The 18,958-nt window shown below is 30.1% G+C and carries 14 protein-coding genes; 7 read left to right on the top strand and 7 right to left on the bottom strand.

Going from position 1 to position 18,958, the window contains the following annotated elements:
* Nucleotides 1-13 precede the first annotated feature (13 nt).
* Complete coding sequence (locus BTO07_RS15925) at nt 14-1,084, bottom strand: L-rhamnose/proton symporter RhaT (protein ID WP_087522170.1); 1,071 nt, start codon at nt 1,082-1,084, stop codon at nt 14-16.
* A 343-nt stretch (nt 1,085-1,427) separates the two neighbouring features.
* On the opposite strand from BTO07_RS15925, the gene BTO07_RS15920 reads away from it, so the two are divergent.
* Both BTO07_RS15920 and BTO07_RS15915 read left to right on the top strand, forming a co-directional pair.
* Complete coding sequence (locus BTO07_RS15920) at nt 1,428-2,186, top strand: IclR family transcriptional regulator (RefSeq protein WP_087522169.1); 759 nt, start codon at nt 1,428-1,430, stop codon at nt 2,184-2,186.
* A 123-nt stretch (nt 2,187-2,309) separates the two neighbouring features.
* Nucleotides 2,310-3,161 (top strand): hypothetical protein, encoded by an 852-nt coding sequence (locus BTO07_RS15915; RefSeq protein ID WP_087522168.1) that lies wholly within the window; start codon nt 2,310-2,312, stop codon nt 3,159-3,161.
* Between the two features lie 59 nt (nt 3,162-3,220).
* On the opposite strand, the gene BTO07_RS15910 is transcribed toward BTO07_RS15915, so the two are convergent.
* The 5 genes from BTO07_RS15910 to BTO07_RS15890 are packed head-to-tail and all read right to left on the bottom strand — an operon-like array spanning nt 3,221 to nt 7,891.
* A complete protein-coding gene (locus tag BTO07_RS15910) occupies nt 3,221-3,925 on the bottom strand; it encodes a vitamin B12 dependent-methionine synthase activation domain-containing protein (protein WP_087522167.1) in 705 nt (234 codons plus the stop codon).
* A 3-nt stretch (nt 3,926-3,928) separates the two neighbouring features.
* Nucleotides 3,929-4,825 (bottom strand): CobW family GTP-binding protein, encoded by an 897-nt coding sequence (locus BTO07_RS15905; protein ID WP_087522166.1) that lies wholly within the window; start codon nt 4,823-4,825, stop codon nt 3,929-3,931.
* Nucleotides 4,822-6,198, bottom strand: coding sequence for a uroporphyrinogen decarboxylase family protein (locus BTO07_RS15900; RefSeq protein WP_087522165.1), 1,377 nt, complete (start codon nt 6,196-6,198; stop codon nt 4,822-4,824). Before BTO07_RS15900 ends, BTO07_RS15905 begins: the two co-directional genes overlap by 4 nt.
* Nucleotides 6,198-6,872 (bottom strand): cobalamin B12-binding domain-containing protein, encoded by a 675-nt coding sequence (locus BTO07_RS15895; RefSeq protein ID WP_087522164.1) that lies wholly within the window; start codon nt 6,870-6,872, stop codon nt 6,198-6,200. Before BTO07_RS15895 ends, BTO07_RS15900 begins: the two co-directional genes overlap by 1 nt.
* Nucleotides 6,872-7,891: a uroporphyrinogen decarboxylase family protein gene (locus BTO07_RS15890; RefSeq protein ID WP_087522163.1), complete on the bottom strand. Its 1,020-nt coding sequence runs from the start codon at nt 7,889-7,891 to the stop codon at nt 6,872-6,874. Before BTO07_RS15890 ends, BTO07_RS15895 begins: the two co-directional genes overlap by 1 nt.
* A 153-nt stretch (nt 7,892-8,044) precedes the next feature.
* Here BTO07_RS15890 and BTO07_RS15885 point away from each other — a divergent pair, with 153 nt between their 5' ends.
* The 5 genes from BTO07_RS15885 (at nt 8,045) to BTO07_RS15865 (ending at nt 16,092) form a co-directional block, all read left to right on the top strand.
* Nucleotides 8,045-8,902, top strand: coding sequence for an AraC family transcriptional regulator (locus BTO07_RS15885; protein ID WP_087522162.1), 858 nt, complete (start codon nt 8,045-8,047; stop codon nt 8,900-8,902).
* Between the two features lie 153 nt (nt 8,903-9,055).
* Nucleotides 9,056-11,110, top strand: coding sequence for a T9SS type A sorting domain-containing protein (locus BTO07_RS15880; RefSeq protein ID WP_087522161.1), 2,055 nt, complete (start codon nt 9,056-9,058; stop codon nt 11,108-11,110).
* 152 nt (nt 11,111-11,262) lie between these two features.
* On the top strand, nt 11,263-12,129 hold the full coding sequence (locus BTO07_RS15875) for a family 16 glycosylhydrolase (RefSeq protein WP_087522160.1): 867 nt from the start codon (nt 11,263-11,265) through the stop codon (nt 12,127-12,129).
* Between the two features lies 1 nt (nt 12,130).
* The gene (locus BTO07_RS15870; protein ID WP_087522159.1) at nt 12,131-14,317 is read left to right on the top strand and encodes a hypothetical protein; all 2,187 of its coding nucleotides are present in this window, start codon (nt 12,131-12,133) and stop codon (nt 14,315-14,317) included.
* A 2-nt stretch (nt 14,318-14,319) separates the two neighbouring features.
* Nucleotides 14,320-16,092: a sulfatase-like hydrolase/transferase gene (locus BTO07_RS15865; RefSeq protein WP_087522158.1), complete on the top strand. Its 1,773-nt coding sequence runs from the start codon at nt 14,320-14,322 to the stop codon at nt 16,090-16,092.
* A gap of 75 nt (nt 16,093-16,167) precedes the next feature.
* Here BTO07_RS15865 and BTO07_RS15860 read toward each other — a convergent pair whose 3' ends face one another.
* Entirely contained in the window at nt 16,168-18,876 is a 2,709-nt protein-coding gene (locus BTO07_RS15860) for a carbohydrate-binding protein (RefSeq protein WP_087522157.1), read from the bottom strand.
* Nucleotides 18,877-18,958 lie beyond the last annotated feature (82 nt).

The following is an 18,958-nucleotide window of genomic DNA, read 5'->3' as shown; positions in this document are numbered from 1 at the left end:
AATTTCAATAAAATTAATGCCCTCCAATACTCCCTTCACCTAACATCGTTCCATAAGCCATTACTATGAAAGATGCTATTAAAATGACTAATGCTAAACCTAAAACTTGGTTTGTTTTTTTAGATACTTGTTTCCATTCTTTCATTAAAATACCAACGATATAACTAAAGAAAATAAGCATTGACATATGAATTACCCAGCTTGCAAAACCAAATTCCCCCATGTTTGTATGTCCTATTCCATAGAAAAAGAACTGTCCATACCATAAAGCTCCGGTTAAAACAGACATTCCAAAATTTAAAGTATATGTTTTTACACCAATACCTTTTACATCTACTAATTGTTTTAAAGTACCTTTCTTAACACCTACAACTGTAAACCAAATTAGGTTTGTTAAAAAAGCACCAAAAGTTGATAGAATTAATTTTGCATTTCCTTGAAACTGACCTGCACCGTATTCTTCAGCAATTTTAGAAATTGGTTCTCCAACCTCTAATGAAATACCAAACACAGCCGATAAAACACCAGCTATTAAAGTTAATGTTAAACCTTTTTTCATATTAAACGTTAAAGGCTCACCACCTTCAACATTTTTATTTTTTAAATCCTTTTCTTTTTTATAACCAGCAACTCCACAGATAACAATTCCAATAAGTGCAAAAAACATCCCTAAGAAAACGATATGTCCTCCAGGAGCATTGTATTTTTCTGCCATTTCTCCATGCATTATCAAAGGAACTATTGTTCCTAAAATAGCTGAAATACCAATAGAAATAGTATATGTTAATGAATAACCAATATGCTTAATAGCATAACCAAAACACATACCTCCAAACCCATAAATAACACCTAATAATGTGGCATTTATAAGAATAGACATATCAGCTTTAGCAAAAACATCCATTAAATTTGGTACTGTTAAAAACCCAATAATAAAAGGAAAAATAAACCAAGCAAATGAAGCTTGTAATAGCCAGTATGTATCCCAAGACCATTTTTTAACTTTTTGAAGAGGGACATAACATGTTGAAGCTGCAACACCACCTATTGCATGAATTAATGTACCTAAAATTGGATTTGCCATATTTTGATTGTTTTTTATTTAATACAACCCAAAACTATAAAATAGGTGTTCATAGTTTAGAAAGACCTGATTAATTAACTATATCAAATGGTTTTTTTTTATTTATTTTAAATTCAGATAAAATTGAATACCATTATATTAAACACCTATTAGAATATCAATAAATACAATATTAAAAAACTACAAATCAACTACTTACAAGTATTTTATTTAAAAATAAAGAGACTAATTATTTAAATAATTTAGTAATATTTTACATAAAATATATTTTATAGGTAAATTCTATATTTATAAATAAAATAAAATACGGATTAAAATCTTATTTTTGATTATAATTTATAAAATGTCAAAAGCAAAATACAATGCACCTGCCCTTGATAAAGGATTAGATATTCTAGAGTTTTTATCAAAAGAAGGAATCCCTTTATCTCAATTAGAAATTGCTCAAGGAATCAATAGAACTCCAAGTGAAATTTACAGAATGTTAGTTTGCTTAGAAGAGAGAGGTTATTTACTTAGAGGTTTTAACGCAGGTAAATATAGGTTGTCTTTAAAAATGTACAGCCTTTCACATACGCATACTCCTTTTGATGAGTTAATGAGAGTTGCAAAATACCCAATGCAAACACTTTCTGAAGTAACAAGACAATCTTGCCATTTAAGTATTATGAACAATGATCAATTATTAGTCATTTCTCAAGTAAGAAGTCCAAGTGCAGTTTCTTTATCAATAGAAGAAGGAACACATTTTCCGTTATCGAAAACAATTTCTGGTATTACAATCTTATCTATGATTTCTTCAGAAAAAAGAGATGCTATTTTATCTAGAGACATTCATTTTAAAAATTGGACGAAAAAAGAAAAAGAAAAATTGAAAAAGGAAATTGATATTGTAGAAAAAGAAGGCTATCAATTATCTGAAAGTAAACTTACAAGTGGAATTACAGATATTGCTATACCAATTGGCTTAAAAAATTCTGACCTTACTGCTGTATTAGCTCTTTCTGTTTTTTCTTCAAACTTAAAAGAAATTGATAAAAATTTTCTAATAAATCAATTAAAGAATGCTCAAAAAGAGATTAATCAATTTATTATTGGATAAAGTTTCTAATTAAAATCATATGATTCTACATTTAAAACAAATGTAGTTTTAAAGTATATACGTTATAGGTAATTTTAAAATCTAATACATAACTATTAATTTAACTATAACTTAAAACTATTTATGAAAAAGCCAAAATTTCTTAATCTTTTCAAATCATTTATCTACTTAAGTCTTGTTGTAGTATTTATTTCTTGCGGAACATCTTCAAGCGATGAAGAAGAAAGTTGCATAAAAAATTGCCCCGTAGACTTTTCTTTAAATGAAGATACTTGCGAGTGTGAACCAATACCTTGTACTACAACTTGTGCCAGTGATGAAACATTGAATGAAGATAGTTGCGAGTGCGAACCAACACCCTGTACCTTAACTTGTGCTAGTGATGAAATATTAAATGAAGACACTTGTAAATGTGAAGTTTTTGTGGCAAGGGTTATTGAAATCGATGCAGCTATGGTTACCCTAACGGATGACTGGAAAATAAAAAAAGATATTGCAGATTATACAGGTGATGGATATGTGGTTTGGGAAGGACCTGGACAAACGTGGAAAGGTACTGTTGGAGAAAAAGGACAATTAACTTATAAGGTTACGATTCCTAAAGCAGGTACTTATCTTTTTCAATGGAGGTCTTATATTGCTAAAAAAGCAGCAGATGACGCTTGGGCAGAACATAATGATAGTTGGTTAAAAATTGAATCTGATGATTTCTTCGCTAAAAAAGATGGAAGTATTTTATACCCAAAAGGTTCTGGTAAATCACCAAATCCAGCTGGTGAAAATGGAAATGGATTCTTTAAAATTTATATGAACACTTTAGATCAGTGGTCTACTATTTCTAGTACTTCAGACAATAATGCTCATCAAGTCTATGCAAAATTTGATGAAGAAAAAGAATACACAGTTATCATTGCTGCTAGATCGGATTATCATGCAATTGATTCTTTTAAATTAATAGAACAAAAACCAGAATAACATACATTTCAACAACTAAAAAGGGTTCATTTAAAAATTAAATGAACCCTTTTTAGTTGTTAATGTTTTACATACATTTTTTTTGCCCTGTAGACACACCCTTTACTTTTACAAGTATCACAGATGTACCCTAAATATTTTACATCTTTACCAATACCTATAATTCCGCTTACAGATTTTATAGGGCTCATTAATGAAGTTTCTCCTAAACTTACATTACAAAATTTATCTGGAAAAAATGAAAATAGCTTTTGCTGATCTTTTACCAACCACTCACAATAACCAGGGCTGTATCTATTTGTTAGCGCTAAATCATTTAGAATTACCATATTTTTCAACTTCTCATACACAACATCCATTGCACCTTCCACTAATAAAGAACCTGTAGAATCAATTACATAACTTTGCACAATATCACCTTCTTCTTTATATTTATTACTCCATTTTTCTACTTCATAACCAGCAGTACAAGTAAATAGAGCAGAGTATTCAGCATTTCTTAAAAAAGAAGAAATCATTTTTCCTGTTGTAAATTGCTTCGTTAACATATCTACAGTTCCATCTTTTATAGAAATATTTGAAATAGAATGAATCACAAAGCCACCTTCAATATTTTTATTTGAAGACAATAATTCAATTGCAGTATCAATCATACTGCTAAAAGGTTCTTCTGGTTCTGGACCTAAACCCATAAAGGAAGAAATTTCCTCTTTTCTCAATTTTATATCCTTAAAATCAATTTTATATGAATATGTTCCTTTCATCTTCTATTTTATTGCTGCCTGAAATAATTGTCTTAATATTTTTAAATTCATTTGCTCTCCAAAAGCAATAATTTCGCAGCTTCCAGTATAATCTGTAAGTGGAATGATTTCGAAATAATTATAAGTTAAATGAAATAATTTAAACTCATTATTTCCTACCCTCACAAAACCTTTAGCTCTAATGCTTATTTTTTTCAATTCTTGAAGAAAAAACCTCAACTGTTCTGCGGAAATTATTTGAGTTGTTCTATAAACAGCTGTTCTAATTTCTTCTGGTCTTTTATCTTTAACAGTGATTGTTGGAAATGAGTTTACTTGATTTAAGTCTATACTTTGAACGTTACAAAATTCTTGTTGCTCAATTTCTGCAAAAGGATTTATTTCTTTTACTTTTTTTACGAGATTTTGTAATTGAATACCATCGACTAAATCAATTTTATTCAATATAATTTTGTCCGCAACTCTAACTTGATGTTTTGCTCGCTGAACAAATACCGCGCTTTTTTCAAAATTTAAAGCATCTACGACACACCAAGCTCCAGCATATTTTACTTTATTTCTTATTTCTTCACTATTTAATAGTTCGCAAATAGATATTGGATCTGATATACCTGATGCTTCTAAATAAATAATTTCAGGATTGTATTGTTCTATTAATTTTATGATGTTTTCAATGAAATTACTCAGTAAACAAACACAAAAAACAGAACCATTATTAATTTCTACTAGTTTAAAATTGTCTCCAGAAAGTTTTAAGTATTTTCCATCAACACCTGAAGGAGCAAATTCATTTTGAATAACAGCAATTCGTTTATCCTTATGTAAAGAAAGTAGATTTTTAAGCAATGTTGTTTTTCCACTACCTAAAAATCCGCTTATAAGAATTAAGTCTGCAATCATACAACTGCTTGTGCTTTTTTATCTAAATGATTTTGAATACATTTTACCAATTCTGTTTTTGGAGGAATTATTGAAATAAATTCAATATTACCATCAATACAAATTGTTGGAAGATTTCTAACGCCAAGTGACATCATCATTTGAATACCTTCTTTCTTTTTAATTTTATGCTCAACATACTCAATATTATCAGCTCCAATTTCTTCAACAGCTAATTCAACTGCTTTCATCATATATTGACAAGGAGCACAACCTTCAGAATCTAGTGTTATTATATCTATTTTTACTTTATCGTTTGTAAAGTAATTTTCTAAATCTAATAACTCAACATTTTTAGCTATTTGCCCTTTTGCTTTTAAAACATCTTGTTGATATTCATCGTGAACAATTTCAGCAATAGCTTCTAAATTTTCAACAGGTGTTGCCATTGGTAAATCGCAACCTGGAGCTAAAATAAATCCGGTTTTACCACCAATATCCATACATTCAATTGCTTCAAACTTACAGTCTTCAGGAGTACCAATTAACAACACTGATGTTAATTTCATATTTCCACCAAAACTGATTTCATATTTATCGCATTGTTCTTTTAAGAAATCTAACGGAATATTTTCATCAATTGAAATATTATCAGGCTCACATTTACACATTTCTTCAATGTTTTGCGTTGCATTTCCGCATACAAAGAATGAACTTAACGCTCCACATTCTCTAATATGACTGAAAACCTCTTTACAATAAGGAGAAACAAACATTTCAAACGACATTGGATCTATTTGGCTAACCATTGGGTCAACTACAGCAACAACATCACAACCAGCTTCAATATAATAATCAGACATTGCTTTACCAACTTTGGTACAATATTCCATTACTTTACCAACATATTCAGGGTCTTCAAATAATTTCATAAAAATATCTGTTCCCAACAAGTGTAAAGCCAACGTAAAAGGCCCAGTAATTAAACCATACAATGCAACATCAGGATTTTGCTCTTTTATTTTTGAAGTAGCATTCATTACTGTTGCAATTCTACCACTACAACGACAAGGAACTTTTAAATCTTCTAACTTTAAACTTCCATCTGCTAACGGATGAGAAACTACTGCTGGAGGATTATCATCTGACCATTTGATTTCACAACCTAAAACCTCTGCTTCAATTTGAAGATCAAAAGTTACCGGAATTCCATCTGGATTGTATTTTTTTATAGCTTCATTTGCGCCATCAATAATATGTTGCTCAGATTTAAAATAAGTTGTGGCATCTAAACCTAATAAATGACCTGCATGTGCACCCACAAAAGGTACCCAAGGAGTACGTTCTACTGTTTGACGGTTCATAGCCGCTTTTATTAATTCTAAACCTTTCATTATGCTGATATTTTAAGTTTATTCATAAATTCAACAACACCTTGTGGATCTGCAGAAAAATTATCTGCTCCAATTTTATCACAAAAATCTTGCGTAATTGGTGCTCCACCTATAGTTACTTTCTGTTCAGGATATACCGTTTTAATTTCTCTTACAATATTCTCCATACTTTCCATTGTTGTTGTCAGTAATGAAGAAAGTCCGATAATTGCATCTGGGAATTTACTAATTGTATCAATAAATTTCTCTGCAGGAACATCTGTTCCTAAATCAATAACTTCATAACCATTTCCTTCAACAATCATAGAAACTAGGTTTTTGCCAATATCGTGTAAATCACCTGCAACTGTACCAATAATAAAAACACCTTTTTTATCTGCATTTCCTTCTGCAAATAATGGTTTTAAATGATCCATTGCTGTATTCATGGCTTTTGCAGACATTAAAACTTGAGGAACAAATACTTTGTTTTCTCTAAATTTAATACCAATTTTTTCCATCCCAATAATTAATGCTTTTGATAAAATATCTCCAGCAGAAGCTCCTTGTTCTAATGCTAGCACAGTTAATTCATCTGCACCATCTTGACCTTTCATATTTGGTGGATAAGGCGATACCTTATTAATCTTACCAAACTCTACACAATTCGAAATTTTACTTAATAGTTCTTCCATTACGCTAGTTCTTTTTCTTTTAGTTGCGATTGAGCAACATCAATAAATGTTAATATGTTTTCTAAAGTTGTATCGCTTTCTACGGAATGAGAAGGAGAAAATATATAACCTCCTTTTCTACCCATTTCTAATAAAGCTAACGACTCTTCTCTTACTTCTTCTGGTGTTCCAAAAGGCAATGTTTTTTGCATTGACAAACCTCCGTGGAAACATAATTTTCCTAAATAATTATCATGAATTTCATGTACATCCATTACTTCTGGTTGAAATGGGTTAAAACAGTTTAAACCTGCATCAATTAATGATGGGAATAACTCATCTACATCTCCGCAAGAATGAATCATTACATATTTACCAGCATCTTTTACACGCTTATACATACGTTTTATTTGCGGATACATAAATTCGTGCCATAAATCGGCTCCCATTATTAAACCTTGTTGTTGTCCCCAATCATCACCAAAATAAACGGCATCAATATCATATTCTAATGCTTTGTCAATTTGAGCAATGTTATAATCTGCTATTTTTTCAAATAAAGCATGTACAAAATCTGGGTACATATAAAAGTCCATTAATATGTTTTCCATACCTCTCATAGACCAAGCTCTTTCATACAAAGAGAATCCTATTTGAAAAACTCTAAATAAATCTGGTTTCTTCTCAATTTCTGATTCAATATTTGCAAAAAAACGTGGGTCATGAGGATTTGGAAACTCTAAACCTTCAATTGTTGGGTCTTTTATAATGTCTTCAACAGGCATTCCGATATCTTTATCAACAGTTCTATCCCAAACTACATTAAAGACATCTTTGAAATAATCTTTTTTAACTTCATCAAAAAAGCCAATATCACTACCTAAATTTAAAATGTGATTTCCTAAAACAACATCTAAATCTTCTGTTTTATAATATTTTTGAAGTATTTCTTTTGGTTCTTTAGTAAATTTAAAAGACCAAGGTACGTAAGGTGGTCTTTCATGATTTAATACCATTTTAATTATATCTCTCTTGGTCATAATTTTAGTGTTTTGTATCGTATAAAGTTAATTTACAAACACTTATAAATCTACATGCATATTAGCAAAATAACACCCTATATTGACATGATATTTGTCACTTTTATGATATTTAAACACATAATTGATTATCTTTGAAGAAACATTTCATCAGTGAAAGCACAGTTCGAGAAAATAAGCTATAAACAAAGTTCTTTACATGCTTTTACCTACAAGAACACAGATTTTGATGCACCTTTTCATTTTCATCCTGAATATGAATTAACCTATATTATTAAAGGAAAAGGAATACGATATGTTGGTAATAATATTCAAAAATTTGAAGAAGGAGACTTTGTTTTATTAGGACCAAACTTACCTCATTGTTGGAAAAACACTCATGAATTTAAAGGAACTGTAAAATCAATTGTTCTTCAATGGAACGATGATTTACTTGGAAAAGATTGGTTTGAAAAAGATGAATTTAACAACATTAAATTACTTCTAAAAAAAGCATCAAAAGGTATCTTATTCAATAAAAAATATTCTAAAAAGATTGAACGAAAATTAACTAAAATAATTAATAAACCACCTTTAGAAAAACTACTGTGTTTTTTACTATTACTTGAAGAACTTTATACTTTAGATGATATTGAAATATTAACAAGTGTAGGTTTTTCTGCAAATCTTAATTTAAAAGCAAATTACAGAATTGATACCGTTTTCGATTATGTAAAAGATAATTATAATAAAAAAATAAAATTAGAGGAAGCTTCGAGTTTAGTTTCTATGAGTAACGAAGCATTTTGTCGGTTTTTTAAAAAATCTCTTAACAAATCGTTTTTCACATTTATTAATGAATATAAAATAAATCTTGCTTCTAAAATGTTAATTGAAACAAATAAACAGGTCAGTCAAATAGCATATGATTGTGGCTATGAAAGCTTGCCCTTTTTTTATAGACAATTTCAAAAGTTCATGAACTGCTCACCCCTAGCTTTTAGAAAAACTTACCTAAAAGCTGATCTCTAAGAACAACTACATAACTCACTTATAATAAAACATTTGTACTTTTATAAAACTCATATACTACTTTAATAAATATAATTATCATCTGATAAAACCCATAAGTTATCTTCATAAAACTTAATATACTTTAGTTTTAGAGCATAAAAACAAATACAAATGAAAACATTTAACTACTTATTATTCTTTTACATTACAATGCTATTTAGCTTTAACACATTTGCGCAACCACCTGGTAACACAAATGACTGGCAAATTGACTCTAGGTACTCAGATGAATTTAACGGAAACTTAAGTAAATGGTTCGTTAAAAATACTACAATCGAAGGTTTTTTACCAAGCCAAGTAAACGTATCTGGAGGAAAATTAACTATCTCTAATTCTTGGGATGGTACAACATCAAAAGGAGGCTGGATCGAATCTAAGAATACTATTGCTTCTAATGAAAAGTATGGTTATTATGAAGCAAGAATAAGGATAAATGGTGCCAATAATGGAAAGGTATGGCCTACATTTTGGATGTGGAATGCCAATGCTGGTAACCCAACAGAACTAGATGTTATGGAATACAGTGGCTTTGCTTTTCAAAACCATATGCAAAGTGCTACATCTTCACATCATTATACACAAAAACTAGCTGTAGAAGGGAAAAACAATTCAACTACTCGTGATTACTCTGTAGTAAAAAGAAATGCTTTTCAGGAGCATACATGGGGTGTTTTATGGGCAAAAGACAAAATTGTATTCTTTTATGATGGAGTTGAATATTTTAGATCGAAACAACCACAAAACGCTGCAATAGATCCTGCTGCAACTAAAATCATATTGAGTTCTTCTCCTCACTTGAGACAAACAAAATATAATGCCTGTTGTAGTGGAGGTAAAGCATACCAACAAGACAATCCTTTAACAAATGCGAATATTGTAGGACCTATTGCTAGTTTTGAAGTACAATGGCTCCGTTTTTGGCGAAAGAAGCCAGGGAAACCAGAATACACGTCTTTATCTTCTGATTATGGAAACGGAATTAACAACGCTCCTATAGGTTCTAAAATCTGGTTAAAACAAGCAACTGGTCCAAAAAAGTATTTATCAGTAGAATCTGGAAAAATTTTAAAAGCTTCTTCGACAAGCAACGTTGATAATAAAACACATTTTATTGTAGAAAAGCACCCAATAAATAATGGTGTTGTATTAAAATCTGTAAGTACAGGTCAATATTTAAGAATTACAGGAACTAATGAAACTGCACCATTAATTGCTTCATCTAACAACAAACAACAATGGGAAAAATTTCATTGGAAAGATAGAGGTACTAACAAAGTTTCTTTAAGAAGTTATGAATTAGATGCTTGGGTTATTGCTCCACAAAATCAAACGAATCCTTCTATTACATCTTTAGCTGCTCAACCATTAGATTGGGAATTATTTGATTGGGGAGTAGTTGGAAACACAACTACCCCACCACCAACAACTACTGGAGCTCCTGTAGGAAAAATAATAGCTATTTTACCTGTAAAAGCTTCTTGGGTAAATAGAACAGGAAAACCTGCATTAGGATACATTTCTACACGTTTTGATGCTGCTGGAGTTGTTAAATCTATGGAAACAACAACTGCACCAACAGAAACTTGGAAAAGGTGGGAACGTTTTAAAATAGAAACTCACCCAAATGGCGGAATTGCTTTAAGTGTACAAGACAATGGAACAAAGTATTTACAACATAACGGAACCGGAAGCTTAACTGCTAATGCAACTAATAAAGCGAGTAACAACACTAAGTTTACTTGGGAAGTTCTAACTGGGTCTAATCGTTTTGCTTTAAAAGCGCAATCAGGAAAATATGTTCAAGTACCTCAAACAGCTCCAGGAAATCCAATATTAAATACGAGTGTTACAGTTCGTGGAGAATGGGAAATATTTACATACACAGATCTTGGTGTTGCTGCTAAAACTAGTAATACAAAAAGTAAAACACTCGCAAAAACATCATCTTTTATCAAATTATATCCTAATCCTGTTAGTTCTGGAAATGATTTCTTTATTGATACAATATCAAAAGACCTAAACGTTAGTGTTTATAATATAAGTGGTTCACTAATTCTACAAACTAAATTGAATATAATTAATACCACTAATTTTTCAAAAGGAATTTATTTTGTAAAAGTAATATCTAATGAAGTAGATAAAACACTTAAGTTAATCATTAACTAATTAAACAAAATACTTATTTTAAAGGGGGTTGCATTTTGCAGCCCCTTTTTTATATGAATAAAAATAAAACATTCATTTTCTATTTAAAGACAACAGTAGTGGCTTAAAAAAAACAGATTCTATACTTTTATTCTTTAAAATAAAACTTCATCATGAAAACAATTGCAACATTTTTATTACTTCTATCAGTTACTTTTGCTAGCTACTCTCAGAATTTAACGATTCCTCCAAAAAATTATGTAGACTCAGTTAAAATAGAAAATGCTGTAGATAGAATCAGTAAAAAGCTCCCTCTATCTGATCAGAAAAATGCCAAAAACTGGAAGTTATTAAAAAAACATTCCGATGAGTTTGAAGGAAAAAAGGTAAACACTAAGAAATGGTTTCCTAACAATCCTAAATGGAAAGGAAGACCACCAACCTATTTTCATGGTTCTAATGTTAGTTTAGAAGACGGAGAACTTGTTATTAGAGTTAATAAACATGGTGATGACAAACTTCCTAAAGAGTTTACACATTCTACAGGGTTTATAAAAAGCAAAAAGAAATTTTTATATGGTTATTTTGAAGCAGAAGTTAAATTGATGGACACTCCTTGGGTTTCTGGTTTTTGGATGACCAATGTTAGTAGAGATTGGTGGACAGAAATAGATATCTGTGAAAATGCTCCTGGATTAGATTATAATAGACACGACCTAAACTCTAACATTCACGTTTTTAAAACGCCAAAAGACAAAGGAAATATTAAGAAGCATTTTTCAAGAACAAAAAAATATTATTTCCCTGAAGAATTACAAGCAGATTATCATACTTGGGGCTTAGAATGGACACCAGAATATATCCGTTTTTATATTGATGGAATTCTATTTAGAGAAGCAAAAAACACACATTGGCATCAACCTTTAGAAATTAATTTTAACTGTGAATCTAACAAATGGTTTGGAGCTTTACCTGATGATGATAGATTGGATGGTGAATACCACGTAAAATATTTTAGAACTTGGAAAAAAAGAAAATAATATGAAAAATACTTGTGCCTTTTTACTATTATCAATAGTATTCCTTAGTTGCTCTTCAGAAAAAAAAGTAACAATAAATTTTGATGAATCTATTGAACAAGTAGTATTTGCTGTTTCAGATATCAAAAAAGCAATTGCTTCAAAAGCATACATTAATAGTAATAATGATGACATAAAAATAGAGTTCCAATTAGATGACACACACAAAGAAGCACAAGGTTATACAATTAAGAAAATTTCTGATTATGGAATAATTGTAAAATCTGGTGATGCAACTGGTTTAATGTATGGAGGTTTAGAATTAGCAGAACTTATAAAAACAGGTACTAAATTATCAGAAATAACAACTATTACTGATAAACCATATATTAAAAATCGTGGAATAAAATTTAATATTCCCTTAGATATTAGAACTTCTAGTTTTGATGATTCTGGTGATGCTGCTCAATCTAATATTGCTACCATGTGGGAATTGGATTTTTGGGAAGGTTTCTTGGATAATATGGCAAGACATAGATATAATACTATTTCTTACTGGAATGCACATCCGTTTTCATCTATGGTAAAATTAGATGAGTATACTGATGTTGCTTTGCAAGATGTTTTAGGAACTACTATTGAGCCAAAAGAAAATCAATATGCTTGGAACGTTCCAGAATTACCAAGTATAAAGCCTTTAGAAAACCTAAAAGTCATCAAAAAAATGACAATTGATGAGAAAATAGTTTTCTGGCAGAAGGTAATGAAACACGCAAAAAACAGAGGGATAAATATCTATTTTATCACTTGGAATATCTGTTTAAACGGAGCTGCACCTCCAGGTTCTAACAAAGAAGTTGGTGATAAAAAAGGGAAATATGGAATTACGAATGATTACAAAAATGAAATTAGTAAAGACTATTTACGTAAATCTGTAAAACAGTTCTTAATCAATTATCCTGATGTTACTGGAATTGGAGTTACTGCTGGCGAAAATATGCGAACACCAATGGTAGATGATGATAAAGAAAAATGGCTTTGGGAAACTTATGGGTTAGGAATTTTAGATGCTAAGAAAATGCAACCTAAAAGAAAAGTGAATTTTATTCACAGATTTTGGTGGACAGATATGAAAATTGTGAAAAAATATTGGGGAGATTATCCTGATAATTTTGATATGAGTTTTAAATATTCAAAAGCACATATGTATTCTAAAACGGATCCAACTTTTGCAAAACCTTTTATTAAATGGATGGAATCTGAAAACTTAAAATCTTGGTGGAATTTAAGAAACGATGATATTTTTATTCATAGATGGGGAAACCCTGAATACGCAAGTTCGTTTATTAAAAATCTGCCTTTAGCACAAACTAGTGGCTATCATATGGGTTCTGATGGTTACGTTTGGGGGCGAGAATTTATTAGTAAAAACCCAACAAAACCAAGACAATTAGAAATTGATAAACATTGGTTTAAATTCCTTTTATGGGGAAGATTAGGATATAATCCTGATTTAAAAAACGAACGTTTTGAAAAAATTATTGGCGCTAAATTTCCAGAAACAGATGCCAAATTACTTTTAGAAACTTGGAGCGAATCTTCTAAGATTATTCCGCAAGTAAATCAATTTTCTTGGGGAGATTGGGATTATCATTGGCAACCAGAAGCTTGTATGGAATTATGGAATGATTTAAAACCAATAGATAAATTTATTTCTAATCCTACAATGCAAGATAGTGGCACCTTAAATGCTGAAGATTACGCTAAAGCTATTTTAAATAAGGAAGTTATCACCAAAAAAACACCTTTAGAAGTTATTAAAAACTTACGAGATTATTCTAAAAACTCAAGAATAAATGCTGATAAATTGCTATCTGAAGGAAATACAAATGAATTAAAACAAACGCTTTTAGATATTAAATCTATGAGTTTTTTAGGTGATTATTATGCTGATAAATTTAGCGCTGCTGTAGAATTAGCTTTTTATAAAGAAACTGGGAAAGGAACTCATCAACAAAAAGCAATTTCTTATCTAAAAGACGCTTTAAAAGATTGGGAAAAATATAGAGACATTAATGTAAATAGATATTTGCCACAAAACTTTGCTCGCTTACGTACTTTTGATTGGAACAAACAATTAGAGTGGGTGAAGAAAGATATTGAAATAGCAAAGTCTATAAAGACAGATAAAGGTGTACAAAGCAAATAAATATGAATATAACTAAACATTACTTGACTTTTATATTAGTGTTATTATCACTAAATTATTCTTACGGTCAAAAAATTAAAGAGCAAAAAAAACAAAACGTAGTACTTATCTTAATCGATGATTTAAGTCATTTAGGAGTTACTTCTTATGGTGCAAACAGATTGTCATCTAGTAGAGGTTTATTTGAGAATGTTGAGTTTGAAACGCCAGTAATTGACAAACTTGCAACTGAAGGAATTCTGTTTAATAATGCGCACGCGTATCCATTATGTGAAAACAGTAGAATAGCTTTAATGTCTGGAAAATATAATTCTAGGAATTATTTAAGACCAAAATCTCAACATAAATCTGATATTACTATTGGAGATATTTTTAAGAAAGCAGGTTATGCAACAGGTATTTATGGTAAATGGAAGCAAACAAGAGGAACTAAAGAAATTCCTGGAGCAAAATATATTTATGAATTTGGATGGGATGAGTTTACTTGTTTTGATGTAACAACAGAAGGACAACGTTTTATCAATCCTCATTTAGTGGTTGATGGGAAAACAGTAAATTATACAGGAAGAACAGATTTAGATCCAGAAACAGGACGAAGATGGTATGGTCCAGATATCTGTAATCGAGACGCATTAAAATTTATAGATAAGAATAAAGACAAACCATTTTTACTTTATTATCCAATGCTTTTGGTACACGATGATCATAAACCAACTCCTGATACAAAGCCAAATTCTCTTTTTGATAACTTTGATGAAGCAAATCATAATAGAAATGGTCATAGTGGTGATGATCAAAAATACTTGCCAGATATGATTGCTTATACTGATAAATTGATTGGAAATGTAATAAAAAAACTAGAGGAACATAACTTAACAGAGAATACTATTATTGTTGTTATGGGTGATAATGGAACGAAGGAAGCTTTCGCTCACATTTGGCCAAATGGAGAAGTATATCCAGCTCGTAAAGGAGGAACTTCTGATAACGGAACGCACGTACCTTTAATTATTAGTAATCCAAATAAAATTAATAATGAAACAAAAAAACCATTAAAATACAATGGTTTGGTTGATATTGTTGATATTTTACCAACACTTACAGCGGCGACAGATATTTCAATTCAGAGAGAAAATGAACTTGATGGTGTTTCTTTTTGGAACAATTTAATTGAAGGAAAACAAAAGCATAGAGATTATATTTATACTTGGTATAACAACAATCAGGTTTACACAAATAAAAAAGAGTTATTACGATACATTCATAATGAAAAATTCAAGTTCTATGCTCCAAATAAAGATTTTCCTGAAGGTAGATTTTTTGATTTAAGAACAGATCCTTTAGAATTAAAGGGAGACTATTATAACAAAGGAAGATTTGGACTTCGTTTTTACAAAGGAATAAATTTAGATGAATTAACTCCTGAACAAAAGAAAGGATATATGCATTTAAAAAATGAAATCAAAAAGTATGATTTTAAAGGTGTTTGTAAGCTTAGGATTCAAAATAAAACTAAATCTTTTAGTGTTGGTGAATCTCATCAATTAACTCATAAAATTTATCCTAAAAACGCTACAAGAACAAACATTCTTTGGCATTCTGATAATTCTGAGATAGCTACTATTGATAAATTTGGTGTTTTAAAAGCTCATAAAAAGGGGAAAGTTACTATTAGCATTTACTCTTGGGATGATGCGTATCCATTATCAGCAAATGAAAAAACTACCTTTAATAAAGGAGGAATATCAGATTCTTTTGAATTGACAATAAATTAGATTTTAAACTTCATAAAAAAAGCCAGTAACTAGAATTCAAGTTACTGGCTTTTTTTTTCAATAAAGTAAGATTCTTTATTTTTTTATAAACTTTAAAACTGTGTTTTCTACTTTAATAAGATACAAGCCAGTTGTTAAATCAGAAACGTTTATCTGAGAATTGTAAGCTCCTTTTTTAACAAACTTACCATTGATTTGATATATTTTGTAATCTAATCCATCAGCTAAATCAGACGAAAATCTTAAATAATTTGAAACAGGATTAGATAATACTTTTAAATTATTTTTTAATGAATAGTCTTCTACTCCTAAAGTTTTTAGAGTTCCTACAAAGTAATCTAGATCAAATAAATATCCACCTCCATTACCTGCTCCACTAAATTCAAGTTTTAGTGTTTGAGTTCCTTTTGATAAACTTACAGAAGCATCAAAAGCTTGGGTAATTTTAAAACCACCAGTACCAGTAACTGTAACAGTTCCTACTTCAATATTGTTGCTTGTAATTGTTATATTACCACCAGCATCATTATCAGCTGCAGCTAAAAACCTTAAATTATATACACCATCATCTTCAACTTCAACTTCATACTCTGTTGAATCTCCATTTTGGATATATCCTACAAAAGTATCATTATTTGTAAGTTGAACTCCACTAGAGGTACCATTTGTATAAGTTTCTGCTTGAATTACTCCAGGAATAAGATTTGCACAAGAATTTTCTAAATCGTCTACACACTTATCATCTGCATTTTCTACATAACCTGCAACAGGTGGACACTGATTAATAAAACTATTTGGATCACCTAAACCATCTCCATCTGTATCTGCATATAATTTAATTGGTGTACACAAATCAGAAGATTTACTCTCAACACTTAACACAACAGATGCAATTGTTACATTAGCTTTTTCATATCTATTATTTCCTAGTGAAATATTAGAATTACCTTTTGTTTTATTATACTTAATTGAAACAGTATTATTTCCATAATTTAGTAAATTATAAGGTACATTAATCTCTAACAAACCAAAAAACTCTACCCGACCTGTTTGATCATAACCTTTCCAATTGGTAGGCACAGTTAAAGCAGTACCGTTTACTTTAATTTCATCTGGTAAAATATTAAGACCTTCTAAACCTGATGCAAACTCTTGTTTTAAAGGAACACCAACACTTACTCTTAAAGTAGCTTTACCATCGTTTAAAGTTCCTTTATCTATTCGTGAAAAATTAAAAGCATGACTTGTACTTGCTGTTGCTTTTAATACAGGAGCAAACTCAGAAGTTAAAGAAACATCACTTGGGTTTCCATAATACTTCTCTCTAGTAATTGTTTTAGTAAAAGTAAGATTTGAATTATAAGTTATTTCAAAAAGTATAGTCTCACCATTTTTAAGTAAAATACTGCTTGGTACAGAACTAGACACAGACCCTGGATTATAAAATGGATCTAAAATTCCATTAACAATAATAGATTTTGTAAGAACACTACTGATATTACTCCCACCACTTAAAAAACTAAGGTTTACATTTTTATCAGCATCATCTAAATTATTTAAAACAACATAAGCTTTATCACCTTTTACAAAAACCTGCGCTTGTATATCTAAATCATCACTATTAATTGTTGCTCTTTCTCCTTCAACATTTTTCCAAAATTTATAAAAATTTTGTTTCCATGATAATTTAAAATTATCACTAATATATAACCCGTTATTTGGATTTACTGTTGTTCTTAATTCAGTAGGAATTACTAAAGATGGGATATATGGTTTTGTTTGAGGAGTTTTGTAATAGAACTCTGCTTTACCTGTAATAAATGGAATTGTAATTTCGATGTTATCTTGTCTTTCAAAAAAGTTAAACATCATACTGTTTAACCCTCTTATTGTTAAAGCTATTTCAGAATCATTATAACCTGCAGAATAAATGTCTCCGTTTTCAATTACTCCAAATTCAGAAATTGCTAGCTTTTTAGGTGCTCCAAATTTTAAAGCTGAATAGGTTTCTAATAAATCTAAAATGGCTTCTAAGTTACTTCCAGAACGCCCATTTGCTTGACCAGTAACATTAACTCCATCATAAGGGTGAACAGAAAGTGCATCCATATCTGTACCAGCAATATCTATAAATTTTTTCTGACGATCTCTCCAGTTTGTGAATCCTCTTCTTTCAAAAGAAGGATATGCATCAGAAAAACCAATTACTTTCATTTTTGCTAATTCAGGAGTGCTATGAATTTTCTTTGCCATTTCTCTAAACCAAACACTCATTTCTGAAACTACTTGAGACTGTGTATATCCTAAGCTTGTATACTCAGTTTTACCAGCTTTAATAAAAGGCTCATTAAAAGGTTCCCAATATTCTGGTCTATCTTTGGCGCTTACTTCGTCCATAAAATACCTTACAGCAACATTACCTGCAACACCTGTACTATATCCTGGTTTCCATACATTTAAAGGACTAGCAGTAGCAATAAATCTTCTTACCTGTCTTACAAAACCATCATTAGAAGGTGATGTAGAAGGAAAATTACCTAATCCTTTAGACGCAAATGGCCCCCAAAAACCTCTACCAAAACCTACATTATGTTCCTTTAAAAATTGTTCAGACTCTGCATCTGGACCAGAATTATGCATATTAAAATACTTGATTCTATCTAAATTAGAGACATCGCCAAGAAACCTTTGTTGTTCTATATCTATGGTTACTGTTTGTGAAAAAAATGAAACAGAAGAAAACAACAGAAAAAATAGGATATAAATTGCGTATTTATTTTTCATAAAAAAGATATTTGTTAGAATGACAAAACTAATTAATATTTAAACCATTAATTACTACATATGGTTTTTAAAATAAGACTTA

It is taken from the genome of Polaribacter sp. SA4-12 (assembly GCF_002163675.1).
Classification (GTDB): Bacteria; Bacteroidota; Bacteroidia; order Flavobacteriales; family Flavobacteriaceae; genus Polaribacter.
The sequence above is the reverse complement of the archived record's forward strand: the minus strand, read 5'-3'. Positions and strand labels throughout refer to the sequence as shown.

What these genes read in the sequence shown, in the direction of transcription:
- BTO07_RS15865 (WP_087522158.1), top strand. Translation starts at nt 14,320, where the DNA reads ATGAATATAACTAAACATTACTTGACTTTTATATTAGTGTTATTATCA.
- BTO07_RS15915 (WP_087522168.1), top strand. Translation starts at nt 2,310, where the DNA reads ATGAAAAAGCCAAAATTTCTTAATCTTTTCAAATCATTTATCTACTTA.
- BTO07_RS15895 (WP_087522164.1), bottom strand. Translation starts at nt 6,872, where the DNA reads ATGGAAGAACTATTAAGTAAAATTTCGAATTGTGTAGAGTTTGGTAAG.
- BTO07_RS15870 (WP_087522159.1), top strand. Translation starts at nt 12,131, where the DNA reads ATGAAAAATACTTGTGCCTTTTTACTATTATCAATAGTATTCCTTAGT.
- BTO07_RS15890 (WP_087522163.1), bottom strand. Translation starts at nt 7,891, where the DNA reads ATGACCAAGAGAGATATAATTAAAATGGTATTAAATCATGAAAGACCA.
- BTO07_RS15910 (WP_087522167.1), bottom strand. Translation starts at nt 3,925, where the DNA reads ATGAAAGGAACATATTCATATAAAATTGATTTTAAGGATATAAAATTG.
- BTO07_RS15875 (WP_087522160.1), top strand. Translation starts at nt 11,263, where the DNA reads ATGAAAACAATTGCAACATTTTTATTACTTCTATCAGTTACTTTTGCT.
- BTO07_RS15900 (WP_087522165.1), bottom strand. Translation starts at nt 6,198, where the DNA reads ATGAAAGGTTTAGAATTAATAAAAGCGGCTATGAACCGTCAAACAGTA.
- BTO07_RS15860 (WP_087522157.1), bottom strand. Translation starts at nt 18,876, where the DNA reads ATGAAAAATAAATACGCAATTTATATCCTATTTTTTCTGTTGTTTTCT.
- BTO07_RS15920 (WP_087522169.1), top strand. Translation starts at nt 1,428, where the DNA reads ATGTCAAAAGCAAAATACAATGCACCTGCCCTTGATAAAGGATTAGAT.
- BTO07_RS15925 (WP_087522170.1), bottom strand. Translation starts at nt 1,084, where the DNA reads ATGGCAAATCCAATTTTAGGTACATTAATTCATGCAATAGGTGGTGTT.
- BTO07_RS15905 (WP_087522166.1), bottom strand. Translation starts at nt 4,825, where the DNA reads ATGATTGCAGACTTAATTCTTATAAGCGGATTTTTAGGTAGTGGAAAA.
- BTO07_RS15880 (WP_087522161.1), top strand. Translation starts at nt 9,056, where the DNA reads ATGAAAACATTTAACTACTTATTATTCTTTTACATTACAATGCTATTT.